The 18,257-nt window shown below is 67.7% G+C and carries 16 protein-coding genes; 9 read left to right on the plus strand and 7 right to left on the minus strand.

What is annotated here, in order from left to right:
• Positions 1-41: 41 nt before the first annotated feature.
• The 5 genes from ACFQNJ_RS14045 to ACFQNJ_RS14065 all read right to left on the minus strand — a co-directional run bounded on the left by ACFQNJ_RS14045 (position 42) and on the right by ACFQNJ_RS14065 (position 6,677).
• The gene (locus tag ACFQNJ_RS14045) at positions 42-1,355 is read right to left on the minus strand and encodes an NAD(P)/FAD-dependent oxidoreductase (protein ID WP_382258621.1); all 1,314 of its coding nucleotides are present in this window, start codon (positions 1,353-1,355) and stop codon (positions 42-44) included.
• A 2-nt stretch (positions 1,356-1,357) separates the two neighbouring features.
• Entirely contained in the window at positions 1,358-2,281 is a 924-nt protein-coding gene (speB, locus tag ACFQNJ_RS14050) for an agmatinase (protein ID WP_382258624.1), read from the minus strand.
• A gap of 144 nt (positions 2,282-2,425) precedes the next feature.
• Positions 2,426-3,655 (minus strand): YbfB/YjiJ family MFS transporter, encoded by a 1,230-nt coding sequence (locus ACFQNJ_RS14055; protein ID WP_382258627.1) that lies wholly within the window; start codon positions 3,653-3,655, stop codon positions 2,426-2,428.
• Positions 3,656-3,693: 38 nt separating this feature from the next.
• Positions 3,694-4,290, minus strand: coding sequence for a hemerythrin domain-containing protein (locus ACFQNJ_RS14060; RefSeq protein WP_382258630.1), 597 nt, complete (start codon positions 4,288-4,290; stop codon positions 3,694-3,696).
• A gap of 95 nt (positions 4,291-4,385) precedes the next feature.
• Positions 4,386-6,677, minus strand: coding sequence for a heavy metal translocating P-type ATPase (locus tag ACFQNJ_RS14065; protein ID WP_382258800.1), 2,292 nt, complete (start codon positions 6,675-6,677; stop codon positions 4,386-4,388).
• A 285-nt stretch (positions 6,678-6,962) separates the two neighbouring features.
• On the opposite strand from ACFQNJ_RS14065, the gene ACFQNJ_RS14070 reads away from it, so the two are divergent.
• The 6 genes from ACFQNJ_RS14070 to ACFQNJ_RS14095 all read left to right on the plus strand — a co-directional run bounded on the left by ACFQNJ_RS14070 (position 6,963) and on the right by ACFQNJ_RS14095 (position 13,392).
• Positions 6,963-7,163 carry a heavy-metal-associated domain-containing protein gene (locus ACFQNJ_RS14070; protein WP_374640337.1) on the plus strand — a complete coding sequence of 67 codons (201 nt, stop codon included), beginning with the start codon at positions 6,963-6,965 and terminating at the stop codon, positions 7,161-7,163.
• The gene (cueR, locus tag ACFQNJ_RS14075) at positions 7,160-7,612 is read left to right on the plus strand and encodes a Cu(I)-responsive transcriptional regulator (RefSeq protein ID WP_382258633.1); all 453 of its coding nucleotides are present in this window, start codon (positions 7,160-7,162) and stop codon (positions 7,610-7,612) included. The genes ACFQNJ_RS14070 and cueR overlap by 4 nt, the downstream gene beginning before the upstream one ends.
• A 136-nt stretch (positions 7,613-7,748) precedes the next feature.
• Entirely contained in the window at positions 7,749-8,369 is a 621-nt protein-coding gene (locus ACFQNJ_RS14080; RefSeq protein ID WP_382258636.1) for a Spy/CpxP family protein refolding chaperone, read from the plus strand.
• An 81-nt stretch (positions 8,370-8,450) separates the two neighbouring features.
• A complete protein-coding gene (ubiM, locus tag ACFQNJ_RS14085) occupies positions 8,451-9,665 on the plus strand; it encodes a 5-demethoxyubiquinol-8 5-hydroxylase UbiM (RefSeq protein WP_382258639.1) in 1,215 nt (404 codons plus the stop codon).
• Positions 9,666-9,782: 117 nt separating this feature from the next.
• The gene (locus ACFQNJ_RS14090; protein WP_374640341.1) at positions 9,783-10,709 is read left to right on the plus strand and encodes a histone deacetylase family protein; all 927 of its coding nucleotides are present in this window, start codon (positions 9,783-9,785) and stop codon (positions 10,707-10,709) included.
• 7 nt (positions 10,710-10,716) lie between these two features.
• On the plus strand, positions 10,717-13,392 hold the full coding sequence (locus ACFQNJ_RS14095; RefSeq protein WP_382258642.1) for a bifunctional acetate--CoA ligase family protein/GNAT family N-acetyltransferase: 2,676 nt from the start codon (positions 10,717-10,719) through the stop codon (positions 13,390-13,392).
• Between the two features lie 350 nt (positions 13,393-13,742).
• Here the strand turns inward: ACFQNJ_RS14095 and ACFQNJ_RS14100 are convergent, their stop codons facing one another.
• Positions 13,743-14,684: a prenyltransferase gene (locus tag ACFQNJ_RS14100; RefSeq protein WP_382258645.1), complete on the minus strand. Its 942-nt coding sequence runs from the start codon at positions 14,682-14,684 to the stop codon at positions 13,743-13,745.
• A 133-nt stretch (positions 14,685-14,817) separates the two neighbouring features.
• Between ACFQNJ_RS14100 and minC the strand changes: the two genes are divergently transcribed.
• Genes minC through minE form a run of 3 tightly spaced genes read left to right on the plus strand, consistent with a single transcriptional unit; the run spans position 14,818 to position 16,732 of the window.
• Positions 14,818-15,597 carry a septum site-determining protein MinC gene (minC, locus tag ACFQNJ_RS14105; protein ID WP_382258648.1) on the plus strand — a complete coding sequence of 260 codons (780 nt, stop codon included), beginning with the start codon at positions 14,818-14,820 and terminating at the stop codon, positions 15,595-15,597.
• A gap of 52 nt (positions 15,598-15,649) precedes the next feature.
• Positions 15,650-16,465, plus strand: a complete 816-nt coding sequence (gene minD, locus ACFQNJ_RS14110) for a septum site-determining protein MinD (RefSeq protein ID WP_382258651.1) — start codon at positions 15,650-15,652, stop codon at positions 16,463-16,465.
• Positions 16,466-16,468: 3 nt separating this feature from the next.
• Complete coding sequence (gene minE / locus ACFQNJ_RS14115; RefSeq protein ID WP_374640346.1) at positions 16,469-16,732, plus strand: cell division topological specificity factor MinE; 264 nt, start codon at positions 16,469-16,471, stop codon at positions 16,730-16,732.
• 33 nt (positions 16,733-16,765) lie between these two features.
• Here the strand turns inward: minE and ACFQNJ_RS14120 are convergent, their stop codons facing one another.
• Positions 16,766-18,238, minus strand: coding sequence for an aldehyde dehydrogenase (NADP(+)) (locus ACFQNJ_RS14120; protein ID WP_382258654.1), 1,473 nt, complete (start codon positions 18,236-18,238; stop codon positions 16,766-16,768).
• Positions 18,239-18,257: the final 19 nt, after the last annotated feature.

Below are 18,257 nucleotides of genomic sequence, written 5' to 3' on the forward strand. Positions count from 1 at the left end.
GTCGCTGGTTCGACCCGCATTGTGAGTGATCGGCGAATGCGCTAACCGGTCAGGTCACGCACCCGGTACCAGAGCATGCCCAGCGCCAGGCTGGGGGTGCGCAGCCAGGGACCGCCGGGGAAAGCCTGGTGCCTGAGCCGGGCGAACAGATCGAAGCGTCCTGCCTGCCCGGCCACGGCTTCGGCCACCAGCTGACCCGCCAGCCCGGTCAGGGCCACCCCATGGCCGCTGAACCCCTGCAGGTAGTACAGGTTGTCACCCAGCCGGCCGAAGTCAGGCGCCCGGTTCATGCTGATGTCCACGAAGCCGCCCCACACGTACTCCACCGGAACGCCCTGCAGCTGGGGAAACACCTGCACCATGCGCGCCGTCATCACTTCCTTCAGGCGCGGCGGTGTCATGGTGGTGTAGCTCACCCGGCCGCCGAACAGCATGCGATGGTCGGCGCTGAAGCGGAAATAGTCGAGCACGAAGTTGTTGTCGCACACGGCCGCGCATCCCGGGATCAGGCGTTCGCACAGCGCCGGCTCCAGCGGTGCGGTGCCGATGATGTAGGTGCCCACGGGCATGATGCGCGGGGCGATTTCGGGCGCCACCGCGGGTCCGAATTCGGGCAGCATGCAGTTGCCGGCCAGCACGCCAAAGCGCGCGCGCACCTGACCACCAGCCGTGCGCGCCACCAGGGTATCGCCCCGCTGCAAATGGGTCACCGGTGAGCGTTCGAAAATGCGCACGCCCGCGACCTGCGCGGCCCGGGCCAGGCCCAACGCGTACTTGAGCGGGTGCAGGTGGCCTGAGCGCTGCTCTCGCGCCGCCGCCACGTAGCGTGGACTGTCGATGAAACCGCGGACCGCCTCACCCTCGGCCCATTCGCAGTCGATGCCGTGGGCCTGCAAGGCGTTGGCCTCTTCGCGCAAGGCCCTCAACTTGGCGGGTCGGTCCGCCACGTACACGTAGCCCCGCCGCCAGTCACAGTCGATGCCGTGCGCCCCGATGCGCCGCTCGATGAGTTCCACCGCCTCGACCGACAGGTCCCAGGCGCGCCGGGCATCGGCTGCGCCGAGCTGCTGCTCGAAGGGCTCCTGCCCGCTGGCGTAACCCACGATCGCCTGACCGCCGTTGCGGCCGCTGGCGCCACTGCCGATGCGGTCAGCCTCCAGCAGCACGACCGACAGGCCACGCTGCGCCATCTCCAGGGCCGCCGACAACCCGGCAAACCCCCCGCCCACCACCAGCACATCGGCCTGCAGGTCTTCCTGCAAGGTCGGCGCAGGCGCCGGGCGCTGCGCACTGGCCTCGTAATAGCTCAGGCGGTTGAGCTGGGTGTCGGAGTTCAGCAGGGAGCGCTTGAACACGGTCAGGCCCTCTTGGCCACCTGGCCACACAGGTAGGTCCAGACGAAGGTGGCGGCGGCGTTGCTGGTCAGTTCGGCGTGGTCGTAAGCAGGCGCCACCTCCACGCAGTCCATGCCGATCCAGTTCAGGTCCGCCAGATCCTCCAGCAGCGTCAGCACCTGCGAACTGGTCATGCCGCCAGGTTCGGGTGTGCCGGTGCCCGGCGCGAAGGCGGGGTCCAGGCAGTCGATGTCCAGGGTCAGGTAACAGGGCCGGTCGCCCATTCGCTGGCGGATCGCCTGCACCACGGGCGCCAGACCCGCGCCGTCCAGCCCGCGCAGGCGCCGGGCGGTGAAGATCTCGCCCCCCTGATCGGCCACGTACTCGCGCGCGGACCGGTCGCCGCTGGAGCGGATGCCGATCTGCACCGTGTGTTCGGCACTGATCAGCCCTTCCTGGATCGCTTCATAGGTCCAGGTACCGTGGCCGGAGGGCTCACCGAAGTGGTCGGTCCAGGTGTCGCAGTGGGCGTCGAAATGCACACAGGCCAGCGCCTGACCATGCCGCGCCCTGGCGGCACGCAGCAGCGACAGCGTGACGGAATGATCGCCGCCCAGGAACACGCAGTGGTGCCGGGCCATCAGCTCGGCCGCCTGCCGCTCGATCTGCGCGCGCACCTCGGGCAGCGGCGAAGCGTTGGGCAGGCGCATGTCCAGCGCATCGCCCAGCAGGCCCACCGGCGACACATCAAAGAAAGGGTGGATGCCGTCGCACAGCATCAGGCTGGCCGAGCGGATGGCCTGTGGCCCGAACCGGGCGCCGGGCCGGTTGGTCACCACGCCGTCATAGGGGATGCCTGCAATGGCAAAAGGCTGGTCGGCCAAGGGATCGCAAGCCAGAAACCGGTTGGTGTTGTTGGCGAAGGCAAAGTGACCGATCGAGGACATGGTGTGAGGCCCGGGCAGGGCAAATGGAATGGAACCGGGGTCCGGATTGGATCTGGACGATACGCCGTTGGCGATGGGTCGATGGGTCCAATTGGTCGGGGCGGAATTCGTCCACCGCCGACATGGCAGGCATCCGGCGCGGGATCAGAGAGCGCGCTGCCGAGTGGCCAGCACTGCGCCCACCCAGAGAGAACAGGCCGAAAACACCAGCCCCCGGGCCAGGCCACCCGGCCCATCGGCGATCAGGCCGACCACGGTCGGGCCCACGATCTGGCCGGCGGCGAAGATGATGGTGAAGGCGCTGATGCCGGCGGCCCACTGGGACGGCGGCAGGTTGTGCCGGACCAGGGCCGTGGTGGACGCCACCACCGACAGGAACACGGCGCCAAACAGCAGGCCGGAAGCCAGCATCAGTGGCCAGGCCGAGGTCAGCGCGGGCAGGATGGCAGCCACCCCCAGCAGGGCATTCAGGCGCGCCAGGGCCTGGCCGTCCCGGTGGCGGTCGAGCAGACCGGCCCAGATGCGCGAAGACGCCACCACCGCCAGCCCCAGCAGGGTGTAGAAGGCCGTGATCGCCAGGGGCGAGGTGCCTTGCTCGCGCAGCAATGCGATCACGAAGGTCATGTAGCCGATGTAACCCACGCCAAAGCCCATGTAGCCGGCCAGACCGAAGGCGAAATCCCGCACGCGGAAGACGCGTGCCCCCTGGGATCGATCGCTCCCGGCCGGTGCAGCAGCTTCCAGACGGGCCAGCACGCGCGCAGGCCAGCGCATCACCAGCGTGGCCAGCAGGCACAGCAGGGCCAGGGCCCACCAGGCCCAGGTCCAGGCATGGGGCTGGTCATGCGCGGCCGCCAGCGCCACCGGCACCCCCAGAGCGGAGGCGACGATGCCCAGACCGGTCCCCCCGTAGTACAGGCCCAGCAGCAGACCGCTGCGGTGCGGCTGCCGTGCCCCCAGACGGGCGGCCAGCAATCCGCCGGCGATGAACACGAAGGCACTGGCCACGCCCGCCAGCAGGCGCTGCAGCAGCAGGGGCACCGCCGCCGTGAAGAAACCGCTGGCCGCCATGAAGAGCGAGGCCAGCAGGGCACCCGCCAGCAGCACGCCCGAGGGCGATCCGCGGCGCATCAGCACCGGCGTGGCCAGTGCACCGAGCAGGTAGCCCAGGGCGTTGGCGGTGTTCATCCCCCCCGCCAGCGTGTAGGACCAGCCGAGGTCTTCTCGCATCGGCGGCAGCAGCAGGCCATAGGCAAAGCGGGTGATGCCCAGCGAGACCGCCGCGCCCAGGGACAGGGCCAGCGCCAGGCGCACCCAGGGGGTGTGACCGGTCTCGTCGTCAGGGGGACTCAGGTGGGCAGGACGGGTGGACATGACCACCCATTGTCAGCGGGAAACTTTGCTGCCGCCATTCAGGGTTGACCCAATCCCACCGGTGCCGGTGCCCGCATCACGATGCGGGTGAACAGGCGGTCGAACTGCGGATCCCGCGGAATGCGCCCGTTCAGAGGGTCCTGGTTGGTGGCAAAGGCCGCATTCAGGGCATGCCAGTCCTCATCGGTCAGGCAGCGTTCGGCCTCGGGCAGGATCACCGATTCTTCCAGCCGCATGTGGTCCAGGTAGAACTCCACGTAACGGGTCACCTCGTCGATGAAGGCCTGCTTGCGGGTGTCGCCCAGCAGTTCCCAGGCCATCAGCAGGTGCATGAGTTCACGCACCCGCGGCTCGCCACGCATGTGGTCACGCTCGAGCTGGTCGATCGTGGCCATGGTGTGGGGCGCCACCCGCGCCACCCGCGGGAACAGCAGATCCGACTCCTTGGGGTGGTGGTGCTTTTCGGGAAACTCGTCGATGTAGAACAGCATGGCGCGCAGCACATCGAAGTACAGCTCGGCATCGTCCTTGCCGTCCGCCTGAGGCCCACGGCGCACCATCTGCATGAGCGACTGCAGCATGGCCGCCAGCGTGGCGTGTTCTTCGCGGATGACCCGCAGGGCTTCGTGTTGCATGCCTGTCTCCTCGTTCCTCGGTTCGTTTGCCGACCGCTCGGTCGGTCAATGTACGCCACTATGCCGCGCCGCCAGCCAAAGGCCCTTGACGCAGGTCAAGCGTCCGGCTTCCAGCGCTTGAGCAGCAAGGCGTTGGTGACCACGCTGACCGAGCTCAGGGCCATGGCGGCACCGGCCACCACGGGGCTGAGGTAGCCCAGCGCCGCCAGCGGGATGCCGGCGGCGTTGTAGAAGAAGGCCCAGAACAGGTTCTGCCGGATCTTGGCCACCGTCCGCCGGGAAATGTCCAGCGAAGCGGCCACCAGTGCCGGGTCGCCCCGCATCAGGGTGATGCCGGCGGCATGCATGGCCACGTCCGACCCGCCGCCCTGCGCATGGCTCATGGCCATGCCCACATCGGCAGCGGCCAGGGCAGGCGCGTCGTTGACACCGTCGCCCACCATGGCGACCACATGGCCCCCACGCTCCGCCGCTGCGCGGGTCGCTGCCCCCCAAGGGGGCGCGAATTCACCTTGGGACGGCCCGGCGGTGAATTCTTGACCTTCTGCGCCGGCACGAAGGCGTGCAATCACAGCCGCCTTGTCGCCGGGCAGCACCTCGGCAATCACCTCGCCCAGGTCTTCACGCAAACCCAGGCGCCGGGCCATGGCCAGCGCCGCCGGCTGGTTGTCGCCCGAGACCATGACCAGCTTCAGACCCCTCTTTCGAAGTTGGGCAATGGCCTGGGCACTGCCCGCCTTGGGCTCGTCACCAAAGGCCAGCAAGGCCAGCGCGGCCCAGCCCCCCGAAGGCAGCTGGGTGGCCAGGACCGACACGGTAGCCCCTGACGTCTGCTGGCGGGCCAGCGCGTCCTGAAGCAGCGACAGATCCACCGACAGCTCACCCATCCAGCGCACGCTGCCCAGGGCCAGCGTGGTCCCCTGCACCTGCCCTTGCAGACCCCGTCCGGGCACCGCCTGGACATCCACGGCCTCGGCCACTTCCACCCCACGGGTCAGCGCCGCCTCGCGCACGGCCTGGGCCAGCGGGTGCGCACTGTGCGCCTGCAGGGCCGCCGCCGCGCCCAGGGCCGCCAGCTCATCCACACCGGCCACACCCTCCACGCTGAGCAGCCGGGGATGACCCTCGGTCAGCGTGCCGGTCTTGTCGAAGGCCACCGTGTCCACCCGGTGGGCCATCTCCAGCGCCTCGGCGTCCTTGATGAGGATGCCGTGCCGCGCCGCCACCCCCGTGCCGGCCATGATGGCTGCTGGCGTGGCCAGACCCAGGGCACACGGGCAGGCGATCACCAGCACCGCCACCGCATGCAGCAGGGCTTCTTCCACCGGGCTGCCGACCCAGAGCCAGACACCAAGCGTCAGGGCGGCAATCACCAGCACCGCCGGTACGAACACCGCGGCCACCCGGTCGACCAGGCGCTGCACCGGGGCCTTGCCCGCCTGCGCATCCTGCACCAGGGCGATGATGCGCGCCAGCACGCTCTGCGACCCCACGGCGCTCACCCGAACCCGAAGCGATCCGTCGCCATTGAGCGATCCCCCCGTGACCCGGTCACCGGGCGACTTGGGCACCGGCATGGACTCGCCGGTCAGCATCGACTCGTCGGCCTGCGAATGGCCATCCAGCACCTCACCATCCGCAGGAAAGCGCTCGCCGGGCAACACCCGCACCTCGTCTCCCGCCAGCAACTCGTCCACCGCCACGTCGGTCTCATCGGTGCGACGCACGCCGTCGGGCAGCAGGTGGGCGCGCTCGGGCCGAAGGGCATGCAGGGCACGGATCGCGCTGGTGGTCTGCCGCTTGGCGCGGGCCTCCAGCCATTTGCCCAGCAGCACCAGCGTGATGACCACCGCCGAGCCCTCGTAATACAGGTGCACCATCTCGCCCGCGTCGGCGCGCAGCCACAGCCAGGTCGACAGTGCCCAGCCGGCGGTGGTGCCAATGGCCACCAGCAGTTCCATGTTGCCGGTCATGGCCTTGAGCGCGTGCCAGCCTGCCTTGTAGAAGCGGGCGCCCAGCCAGAACTGCACCGGCGTGGCCAGCAGGAACTGCACCCAGGCGGGCAGCATCCAGTGCTGGCCGGCCAGGTCACCCAGCATGGGCAGGGCCAGCGGGGCCGACAGCACCAGCCCCGCCAGCACGGGCAGGAAATCGCGCGGGATGCCGTGCCAGCTGGCCGCGTGGTCGTCATCTGGCTCGTCAAGGGCCCGCGGCTCATAGCCGGCGTCGCGCACCGCCCGCTTGATGCGGGCCAGCGCATCGGCATCAGCGGGTTCGGTGAGCACCACGCGGGCCGACTCGGTGGCCAGGTTGACGGTGGCTTCGCTGACGCCACTCTGGCGCTTGAGCACGCGCTCGACGCGCGAGACACAGGAGGCACAGGTCATGCCCCCCACACCCAGGTCGATCTGGCAGGAAGAAGTATCGGCAGTTGAAGAAGTCACTTGGTTCTCGATGAATCGTCCAGCACACGCCGTGGGACCGGCTCCGCCGGGCCACAGGCGTGGTCCCCCTGGGGGAAAAGCCGCGCAACGGCGCAGGGGTTATCGAAGCATAAGCTTTACCCCCATGGGAAGGTCAAGCCACAAGGTGTATCGTTGCGCATCCATGCTTGACCTTGACACGGTGTCAAGGTGCATGATGGCTTCTTCATCCATCCCATCGGAGTTCCCATGAGCACCCAGCAATTCCAGGTCCAGGGCATGACCTGCGGCCATTGCGAGAAGGCCGTCCAGGCCGCCATCCGCAGCATCGATCCCCAGGCCCAGGTGCGCATCGACCGCCAGCAGAACCTGGTCGAGGTCACGACCGAGAAAGACCGCGAAAGCGTGGCAGCGGCCATCCGGGAAGAAGGCTACACGGTCGCGGCATGAGCACCTTGCGCGCGTCTGCCGGACCTGAAGAGCCAACGGCCAGCCACTGGCCTGTGGCCATCGGCGTGGCGGCGGGCCTCAGTGGCATTTCGCCCAAGATGCTGCGCCACTACGAGTCGCTGGGTTTGCTCGGCCAGGTCCGTCGCACGGGCAGCAACTACCGACAGTACACCGAAACCGATGTGCATACCCTGCGCTTCATCCGGCGCGCGCGCGACATGGGTTTCAGCCTGGAGGCCATCGCTGAACTGGTCGACCTGTGGCACAACCGCCGTCGCAGCAGCGCCCAGGTCAAGCAGATCGCCCAACGCCATCACGACGAACTGACACAGCGCATCGAAGCCCTGCAGTCCATGCAGCGCAGCCTGAAGGCCCTACTGTGCTGCTGCCCGGGCGATGACCGGCCGGACTGCCCCATCCTGGATGACCTGGCCGAGCCGTCCCGGTGACGGGAGCGGAACAAAACTTTACAAAACGGCATCAGACAGGCACACCCCGGAAACATCGCAGGGCCACACTGGAACCATCCCGACGCTGCCAGCGCAGCCGGTTCCGGTCACCACCGAATCACTCCAGGAGAACGCCATGTCCGTTTTGAAGAAATCCCTCATCGCCACCACCCTGGCTGCGGCCCTGGCAGGTCTGTCGGCCACCGCCATCGCGCAGGGCATGGCACCCGAACTGCTCGCCCAGCACACGGCCCAGCGGATGAGCGATGCCCCGGGTCCGCACATGCACGGCGCGCGGCATGTCAGCATGTCCGAACGCCTGGATCGCATGGAACGCCACCGCAGCGAGCGTCTGGCCGGACTGAAGGAGGCCCTGAAAATCACCCCCGAGCAGGAAGCCGCCTGGGCAGCCTTTGTGGCCCGCACCGGCCCGGCCGAAGCCCCCGGCCAGCGCATGACGCGCGAAGACTGGAGCAAGCTGACCACACCGGAACGGCTGGACCGCATGGCGGCCCGCAAAGCCGAACGGGATGCCCTGATGACCAAGCGCATGGACGCCACGCGCAGCTTCTACGCCGCCCTGACGCCCGAACAGCAGAAGATCTTCGATGAACGCGGCATGAGTCCAGGCATGGGTGGCCACGCCGGTTACGGTGGTGGACAGGGTCATCATCATGGCCATCACGGCAAGCACCACGGTGACGGCCCCATGAAACGCGGCATGGGTTGTGACATGCCGCCCGCTGCCCGCAGCTGATCCGGTGGGAACCGGCCGGCATCAGCCCGCTTGACCTGAGTCAAGGCCGATGCTGGTCAGCCGCCCTACAGTGGCGGCTCCATGGACCACCACATCATCATCTCCGGGGCCGGACCGGCCGGTCTTTGCCTGGCCCGGGCCCTGCGCGGCAGCGGCCTGTCGGTAGCCCTGATCGACAGCCAGCAGCGCGAGTCGCTGGCCCAGCCAGCGTTTGACGGCCGCGAGATCGCCCTCACCCATCACAGCCGGTCCCTGATGCAGCAGCTGGGCCTGTGGGGCCTGATCGGGTCCGACCACATCGCCCCGCTGCGGGACGCTCTGGTCATGAACGGCGCACCCGGTCGGGGCCAGGCCCGCATGCGCATCGGGCATGAGCATGGCGGCCAGCCGCAGCTGGGTTTTCTGGTGGACAATCACCACATCCGGCGCGCTGCGTGGGCCAGTGCGATGGCCGAGCCCGACGAGACAGGATCTCCGCCAGACCTGATCGATGGGCGTCAGGTGGTCCGCGTCGCCACCGACGACCACCGGGCCGAAGTCCAATTGGACGATGGCCGCCGCCTGCGCGCACGCCTGCTGGTGGCCGCCGACAGCCGGCATTCCAGCACCCGGCGCGCCATGGGCATCGCCGCGGATCTGCACGACTATGGCCGCAGCATGCTGGTCTGCGCCATGACCCACCCCACCCCGCACGGGGCGGCCGCCTGGGAATGGTTCGACCACGGGCAGACCCTGGCGCTGCTGCCCATGAACGACTGTCCTGAAACCGGCCAGCCACGTTCCAGCGTCGTTCTCACCCTGCCACACACCGACATCGAGGTACTGGCAGGCACCGACCCCGCACCATTCGGCGAAGCCATCACGGCCCGCTTCGGACAGCAGCTGGGCACCATGCGCCTGGCCAGCACCCGCCATGTCTATCCGCTGGTCGGGGTCCTGCCCCGGCATCTGGTGGCGCGCCGGTTTGCGGCCGTGGGTGACGCGGCGGTGGGCATGCACCCGGTGACCGCCCATGGCTTCAACCTGGGCCTGCGCAGCATCGAGGCGCTGTCGCAAGCACTCATTCGTGCTCACCACCAGCGGGGTGACATCGCTTCGCCAGCCCTGCTGCAGCGCTATGAGCGCACGCACCAGCGGGCCAGCCGTGGCCTGTATCTGGCCACGCACGCGCTGGCCACGCTCTACACCCGCGATGAGAGACCTGCGCGTGTCCTGCGGGAACTGATGGTGCGAGTGGGTGAACGGCTGCCACCCTTCAAACGGGCAGTGGCCGGGAGTCTGACCGGACTGGCCTGAACAGCACAGCACGGTATTGCGCTGCATCAAGGCAGGCGTCAGCTTGCCGGTCTAGATTGGACCGTTGGACATACCCAGGGCATCAGGCCCGATCCACCGGTTCGAGGAGACGATTGCATGCTGGCCGCCTACATCACCCACCCCGACTGCGCCCGCCACGAGATGGGCGCCCACCATCCCGAGTGCCCGGAGCGCCTGGGGGCCATCAACGACCACCTGCTGGTCAAGGGCCTGCTGGACTACATGGCGCAGTACGATGCCCCGATGGCCACCGAAGAGCAGCTCGGCCGTGCCCACGCCTCGCTCTACGTGCGCGAACTCATGGCGATGGCGCCCACGGAAGGCATCCACCAGGTGGATCCCGACACCAGCATGAACGCCTGGACCCTGCCGGCCGCCCTGCGGGCCGCCGGTGCCGCCATCCAGGCCACCGACCTGGTGCTGGCCGGTCAGGCTTCGACCGCCTTCTGCAACATCCGTCCGCCCGGCCACCATGCCGAGCGAGCCGCCGCCATGGGCTTCTGCTTCTTCAACAATGTGGCGGTGGGCATCCGGCATGCCCTGGACGTGCACGGCCTGTCACGCGTGGCCCTGATCGATTTCGATGTGCACCACGGCAACGGCAGCGAGGACATCTTCCAGGGAGACGAGCGCGTGCTGATGTGCTCGATCTTCGAGAAGGGGCTCTACCCCTTCAATGGCGAAGAAGCCAAGGGACCGAACATGGTCAACGTCGGCCTGCCCACCCGCTCGGGCAGCGATGCTTTCCGCGAAGCCGTCACCGCGCACTGGCTGCCGGCACTCGACGCCTTCCGGCCCGAACTGATCTACATCTCGGCCGGCTTCGATGCACACCGCGAAGACGACATGGGCAACCTGGGCCTGGTCGAGGCCGATTACGCCTGGGTGACCCAGCAACTGATGAAAGTGGCCGACACCCACTGCAAGGGCCGCGTGATCTCCTGCCTGGAGGGCGGCTATGTGCTCAGCCCCCTGGCTCGTAGCGCCGCCGCCCATGTGCGGGTGCTGATCGGAGCAGATTGAAGGATTTATGGACAAACACTACCTCACCCCCCTCTTCCAGCCCGAATCGATCGCGATCTTTGCCAACCGGGAGGATGCGTCGGTCCAGACGGCCCATGCACGCCACCTGGTCGAGGCGCTGACCGCCCAGCGATTCAAAGGCCATTTCGTCTTCATCGACATCCACACCACCGGCACCCTGGCCGACCTGGCACAGACGCGGGCCGATCTGGCCATCATCTGCCTGAAAACCGGTGAAGTGATCGAAGCGCTGGAAGTGGCCGGACGCATCAAGTGCCGGGCCGCCCTGGTGGTGGGCAGCGGCGTCAGTGCCGATCTGGCCGCCGACATGCACCGGGTGGCCAGGCGCCACGGCATGCACCTGCTCGGTCCCAACAGCCTGGGTTTCCAGTGGCCGGCCGCCGGTCTGAATGCCAGTGTGGCCGGCAAGCTGGCCACGCCCGGCCCGCTGGCGCTGGTGTCGCAGTCGGGGGCCCTGACGGCCTCGATCCTGGACTGGGCCGCCAAGAACTCGGTCGGTTTTTCCACGGTCGTCTCGCTCGGGCCCAACACCTCGGTGGACCTGGCCCAGGTGCTGGACTATCTGGCCAACGACGGCAAGACGCACAGCATCGTGGTCTACATGGAAGGCATCTCCAACGCACGCCGCTTCATGAGCGCGCTGCGCGCCGCCGCCAACGCCAAGCCGGTGGTGGTGCTCAAGGCCGGACGCAAGCCGGCCGGCAACGAGGCCGCACAGACCCACAGTGGCGCCATCGTCGGCAGCGACGATGTGTTCGACGCTGCGCTGCGCCGGGCGGGTGCCGTGCGGGTCAAGTCCTTCGTGCAGCTGTTCTCTGCCGCCAAGTGCCTGGCCTCGCGCTACCGGCCGGTGGGCAAGCGGCTGGCCATCGTCACCAACGGCGGCGGTCCCGGCGTGCTCGCCGCCGACTGGGCCAACGAGATCGGTCTGGACCTGGCGCGGCTCTCACCCGACTCGGCCACGTCGCTCAAGCCCCAATTGCCGGCGCTCGCCTCCCTGTCGGACCTGATCGACCTGTCCGAAGAGGCCCTGCCCGAGCATTACGCCGCCGCCCTGGAGGCCGCTGGCAAGGACCGGGGTGTCGATGGCATCCTGGTGGTGCATTCACCCAAGGCGGATGTGGATGCCGCGGCCGTGGCCGATGCCATCGCCCAGGTCAATCCGAAACTGGGCAAACCCCTGCTGTGCTGCTGGATGGGCGACGATTCCGTCGGTCAGGCGCGCGAGGTGCTGGCCACGGCCAACATCCCCAGCTTCAGAACGCCCGAGGCGGCCGTCGGCGCCTTCGGCAACATCGCCAGCTTCTACCAGAACCAGCAGTTGCTGCAGCAGACCCCGCCCCCGCTGTCGCCGCTGGCCAAGCCCGACATCGAAGGCGCGCGCCTGATCATCGAGAACGTGCTGACCGAGCGCCGCAAAGTGCTCACCGAGATGGAATCCAAGGCCCTGCTCTCGGCCTTCCACATCCCGGTCACGCAGACCCTGCTGGCGCGCAGCGCCAACGAGGCCATGATGATCGCGACCCAGCTGGGCTACCCGGTGGCCCTGAAGATCGACTCGCCCGACATCAGCCACAAGAGCGACGTCAATGGCGTGGCGCTGAACGTGCGCAATGCCACGGCGGTGCGTGACGTCTACAACACCATGATCCAGACCGTCGGACGCCTCAAGCCCGATGCCCGCATCAACGGCGTGACCATCCAGAAGATGGCGGGTGACCGGCGCGGCCGCGAGCTGTACATCGGCCTCAAGACCGACGACCCCTTCGGCCCGGTGATTGCCTTTGGTGCCGGGGGGACCATGATCGAACTGATCGACGATCAGGCCATGGAACTGCCGCCGCTCAACCAGTTCCTGGCCCGGCGCCTGATCGAACGTTCCCGCGTGGCCGATACCCTGGGGGAATGGCGGGGCGCCAGTGCGGTCGATCGCGAGGCCCTGGAACAGGTGCTGTTGCGCGTCTCGGAAATGGTCTGCGAGTTGCCCCAGCTGCGCGAGATGGACATCAACCCCATCATCGTCGATGAAAGCGGCGCGGTCGCCGTGGATGCACGCATCGTGATCGACAGCGCGCCGGCCACCGCCCGCAACTACGCCCACCTGTCGATCCTGCCCTACCCGGCGCGCTACGAGCAGATCTGGCCGATGCGCGGGGGTGGCGAGTACACCATCCGCCCCATCCACCCCGACGATGCCCAGATGCTGCAGGACCTGGTGCATGGCCTGTCGTCTGAAAGCCGGTATTTCCGTTTCGTCTCGGCCATGACCGAGTTGCCGACCCCCATGCTGGCGCGTCTGACGCTGATCGACTACGACCGGGAAATGGCCCTGGTGGCGGTGCTCAAGGAGCGCAAGGCCAATCCCGACGGCGAGATGGAGGAGACCGAACGCATCATCGGCGTGTCGCGCTACATCACCAACCCGGACAAATCCAGCTGCGAGTTTTCGCTCGTGGTGGCGGATGACTTCAACGGCAAGGGCCTGGGGTCACGCCTGATGCTGAGCATCATGGAGGAGGCCCGCGACAAGGGCCTGGCCGAGATCGAGGGGCTGGTGCTGGCCAACAACCCCGGCATGCTCAAGCTCATGCGCAGTCTGGGTTTCGCGGTGAAAACCTTTGTCGAGGACCCTGATTTCAAGCTGGTGACCCACCCCTTGTGAGTTTCTGAGACCTGGTTTGCCTGTTTTTCAGGCATTTTTTGACGCGAGCCGCCCCTGTCGGGGTGGCTTTTTTTTGTCTGTTGTTCTTCTCTAAGTTCTTTATTTCAAATTAGTAGGAGTAGTAGAGCAAGCGCCAGGTCTGTGGACAAGCCACTTTTTTCCTGACATATCAACGATCTGGACTCGATCAAAGTGTGTGGGCACTGCCCCGGACGGTGATGTTCGCGAACGGGGACAAATGTCCGGAAATCCACAACCCTGTGGATAAATCATGAGTTGCCAGAAAGTTATCAACAAACTTGTGCAAAAAAATGGCCGACGGTGTCGGCCATGGGGGCAGAACGAAGGATTCAGTGCAGTCGGGCGACCTGCCAGAAGCCGGCGGCCATGCCCAGACCGTGCACCAGAACGGCGGCCACGCTCAGGACCAGGGCAGGGCGCAAGTGCCCGGTGTCCTGCCGGTGGCGCACCAGCAGCACCGCCGCGCTCAGCGACAGTGGCAGGGACAGCAGACCCCAGAGCGCCTGCACGGGCGGGATCAGCCACCAGGTGCTCAGCGCCAGCCAGCCGTGGGCCAGCAGGATGAGCAGGACATACAGCACACAGCTGCCATCGGCGCCCAGGCGTACCGCGGTGGTGTGTTTCCCAACTTGCGCATCGCTGGCGGCATCCGGCAGGCTGTTGATCAGCAGCACCGCCATGGTCAGCAGTGCGAAGCTGGCGGCCGCACTGGCCGGTATCAGGAAAAATTGCCTCCGCTGCACATAGTCCGCACCGATCACCACCAGGAACCAGACCAGACCCACCGCCAGTTCGCCCAGCCCGCGCGACATCAGCTTCAGGGGCGGTGCCGAATAGGCCCAGGCCAGACCCAGGCCCGCCAGGCCCAGGGGAATCAGTCCGCCACCGGTCTTGACCGCCAGCCACAGGCCACCCAGAGCCACCAGCAGCATCAGGCCCCAGGCGACTTCGGCGGTCTGCCGCTCGGACACCAACCCCTGCTGGATCAGGCGCGAGCCGCCAGCAAAAGGGGTCATCGGTTGCAGGTTGGCGGCATCGGCGCCGTTGCGGGCATCGTGCAGGTCATTGATCACGTTGCCGGCCGCATGGGCCAGCACCGCCAGCACGCCCGCGGTCAGGGCCAGACCCGGGTCCAGTCCGCAACCGCAGGCGGCGGCGGTGGCTGTGCCCAGCACACAGGCCACCACTGTCAGGAGCAGGAAGGCCGGGCGGGTCATGCGGATGATCAGCCAGGCACGGGCACAAGCACTGGCGGGCGCAGGGTGTTTCATACCCCACATGGTATGTCAGCGGTGGCTACACCTGTTCACAGCCTGGTGCCGCTCGCCGGTCGGCGGGCGGCAGGCCACTGGTAAACTGCCTGCCACGCGCCGCGGTACCCCCGGCCGCCAGCCCGCCTCCGACATGTCCACTGTCCTCAACGCCCAAGCGCCCGTCACTTTCGAGATCAAGAGCGCCAGTCTGCCCCTGGTGGCCCTGTTGCTCAAATCGGCCGACCTGTCCCGGCTGGAGGATGAGTTGCGTCAGCGCTTCGGCGATGTGCCCGATTTCTTCGACCACGATCCGCTCTTGATCGATCTGGGGCCGCTGCAGACCTCGGACGAGGCGGATGCGCCCCTGGATTTCGCCCGCCTGACCGCGCTGCTGGGCCAGCACCGCCTGCGTCCCCTGGCGGTGCGCGGTGGCAATGAGACGCAGATGGCGGCCGCCGTGCTGGCGGGCCTGGTGCCAGCCGACGACGCCGTGGTCCAGCGCGCCAGCGGTCCCGCACCCGCCACGGCCCCGGCCGCATCCGCCGCACCGGCGGCGCCTGCCCCGGTGGCGCCGCCGCCGACCTCCAACGCCCTGGTCATCGACAAGCCCTTGCGCTCGGGCCAGCAGGTGTATGCGCGCGGCCGAGACCTGGTGGTCATGGCCATGGTCAACCCGGGTGCCGAGGTGATTGCCGATGGCCACATCCATGTCTATGCACCGCTGCGCGGCAAGGCCATCGCTGGCGCCCGAGGCAACGCCGAGGCCCGCATCTTCGCCCTGTCCATGGACCCGGAGCTGATCTCGATCGCGGGCATCTACCGCACCTCGGAGAACCCGCTGCCACCCGAGGTGCAGGGCAAGCCGGCGCAGGTGCGCCTCAATTCCGGGCCCGATGGCGACAAGCTCGTCATCGATGCCATCAGCGCCTGAAGCGCTGACCCACCGACCAACCCAGACCAACCGAGCGAGAAAGACCCTCACCATGACCAAGATCGTTGTCGTCACTTCCGGCAAGGGTGGCGTGGGAAAGACCACCACCAGCGCCAGCTTTGCCTCCGGCCTGGCTTTGCGCGGCCACAAGACCGCCGTCATCGACTTCGACGTCGGCCTGCGCAACCTCGACCTCATCATGGGTTGCGAGCGGCGTGTGGTTTATGACCTGATCAACGTGATCCATGGTGAGGCGAACCTGAACCAGGCCCTGATCAAGGACAAGACCTGCGACAACCTGTTCGTGCTGGCCGCCAGCCAGACCCGCGACAAGGACGCGCTGACGCAGGAAGGCGTGGAGAAGGTCCTCAACGACCTGGCCGGCATGGGTTTCGACTACATCGTCTGTGATTCGCCCGCCGGCATCGAAACCGGCGCGCTGATGGCCATGCACTACGCCGACGAGGCCCTGGTGGTGACCAACCCCGAGGTCTCCTCGGTGCGCGACTCCGACCGCATCCTGGGCATGCTGGGCAGCAAGACCAAGCGAGCCATCGAGGGCAAGGAGCCGATCAAGGAACACCTGCTGATCACCCGCTACAACCCCAACCGCGTGGCCGACGGCCAGATGCTCAGCCTGGAGGACATCCAGGACATCCTGCGCATCAAGCTGATCGGTGTCATCCCCGAGAGCGAGAACGTGCTGCAGGCCTCCAACCAGGGCACGCCGGCGATCCACCTCAAGGGTACCGATGTGGCCGAGGCCTACAGCGATGTGATCGACCGCTTCCTGGGGGCCGAGAAGCCGCTGCGCTTCATCGACGCCGAGAAGCCCGGCTTCTTCAAGCGCCTGTTCGGGAGCAAGTAAGCCATGTCCTTCCTGTCTTTCCTGCTCGGCGAAAAGAAGAAGACCGCCAGCGTCGCCAAGGAACGTTTGCAGATCATCCTGGCGCACGAGCGCGCCGGCCGCAGCGCGGCCACGCCCGATTACCTGCCGGCCCTGCAGCGCGAGCTGGTGGCCGTGATCAGCAAGTACATCCAGATCAACCAGGACGACATCAAGGTCCACCTGGAGCGCCAGGACGACCTGGAGGTGCTGGAAGTCAAGATCGAGCTGCCCGACCGCAAGCCTTGAGACAAGGCCTGCCCGCCGGGCAGGCTCAGACGATCAGCAAGGCACCCCGGCCCGTGCCTGCAGCCAGGCCGGGGCATCCTGCAGACACACCGGGCGCAGAAAGCGATCCAGCGCCGCGTCACCGACCGAGGTGGTCATGGGTGCGGTGGAGGCCGGCCAGGGGCCGCCATGCTGTTGGGCCCTGGTGACGGCCACACCCGTCGGTACCCCGGCAAACAGCACCCGACCGGCGATCTGCATGGCGGTGCGCACCAGAGCGCGGTGATCCGCCGTGTCGGTCTCGACGCCCCACACCGTCACCGTCAGGCTGCCGCCGACGGCCATCAGCACCCCCAACACCTCTTCCACGTCCGCGCAGCGCACGATCAGGTTCGAGGGGCCGAAGACTTCTTCCCGCAAGGCGGCCTCGGCCATGAACCTCTGTGCCCCCACCGTCAGCAGATGGGGACCCGGGGCTGTTCCCTGCCCTTGCGATTGCCACACCAGGTCGGCACCTGCCTGCAGAAGTTGGGCCACGCCCGCGTCAAAGGCTTGCCGTATGCCCGGCGTGAGCATCGGATGTGGCTGCAGCGCCGCCAGAGCCGCCTGCAACTGGCCGATGAAGGTGTACGTGGCCGGGTGGTCCAGCATCACCAGCAGGCCGGGGTTAGTGCAGAACTGGCCACAACCGAGCGTGATCGAGCCCGCCAGCGTGGTGGCCAGTTCGGCACCTTGGGCGGTCAGCGCCCCGGGCAGCGCCACCACCGGGTTGATGGCACCGAGCTCACCGTAGAACGGGATGGGCCGGGGGCGGGCATTGGCCTCGGCCTGCAGCGCAAGTCCTCCCCGGGTGGAGCCGGTGAAAGCGCCCGCGGCGATCAGGGGATGGCGAATCAGCGCCACGCCCACCTCGATCCCGGCGCCTTGCACCAGGCCGATCAGACCGGCGGGCAGACCCTGGCGTGCCAGCACCGCCTGGATCAGGGTGTGGACCCGTTGCGACAGGGCCGGATGTCCCGGGTGGGCTTTGACCACCACCGGGCAACCGGCCGCCAGGGCCGATGCGGTATCACCACCGAGCACCGAAAAGGCAAAGGGAAAGTTGCTGGCCGCGAACATCGCCACCGGACCCAGGGGCACGCGCTGTCGCTGCATGGCGGGATGGCCGACTGGTGGAGCCCCGGTCACCGCCGGGTCGTCCTCGGTGCGGAAAGGCTCGCCGCGTTCGGCCATGTCGGCAAAGCGGCGCAGCTGGAAGGTGGTCCGGTCCAGTTCTCCGTTCAGTCGCGGGCTGCCCAGGGCGGTCTCGCGGTCGGCGCAGGTCACCAGGCCCTCGCGATCGGCCTCCAGTGCGCTGGCCAGATCGCGCAGCAAGGTGGCCCTGGCAAGGCCGTTGCTGGCGCCCCAGTCTGCAGCAACGGCATGGGCGGCGCGCACGGCGGCATCGATGTCGGCGGTGGTGGATGCGGGCCAGGACTCGCCAGTGGGCTGGCCGGTGCGTGCGTCCAGGGAAATCAGGGTCGTCATGAAAGCAATCTCCTTGAAA

The organism is Hydrogenophaga bisanensis (assembly GCF_042665135.1).
GTDB lineage: Bacteria > Pseudomonadota > Gammaproteobacteria > Burkholderiales > Burkholderiaceae_C > Hydrogenophaga > Hydrogenophaga bisanensis.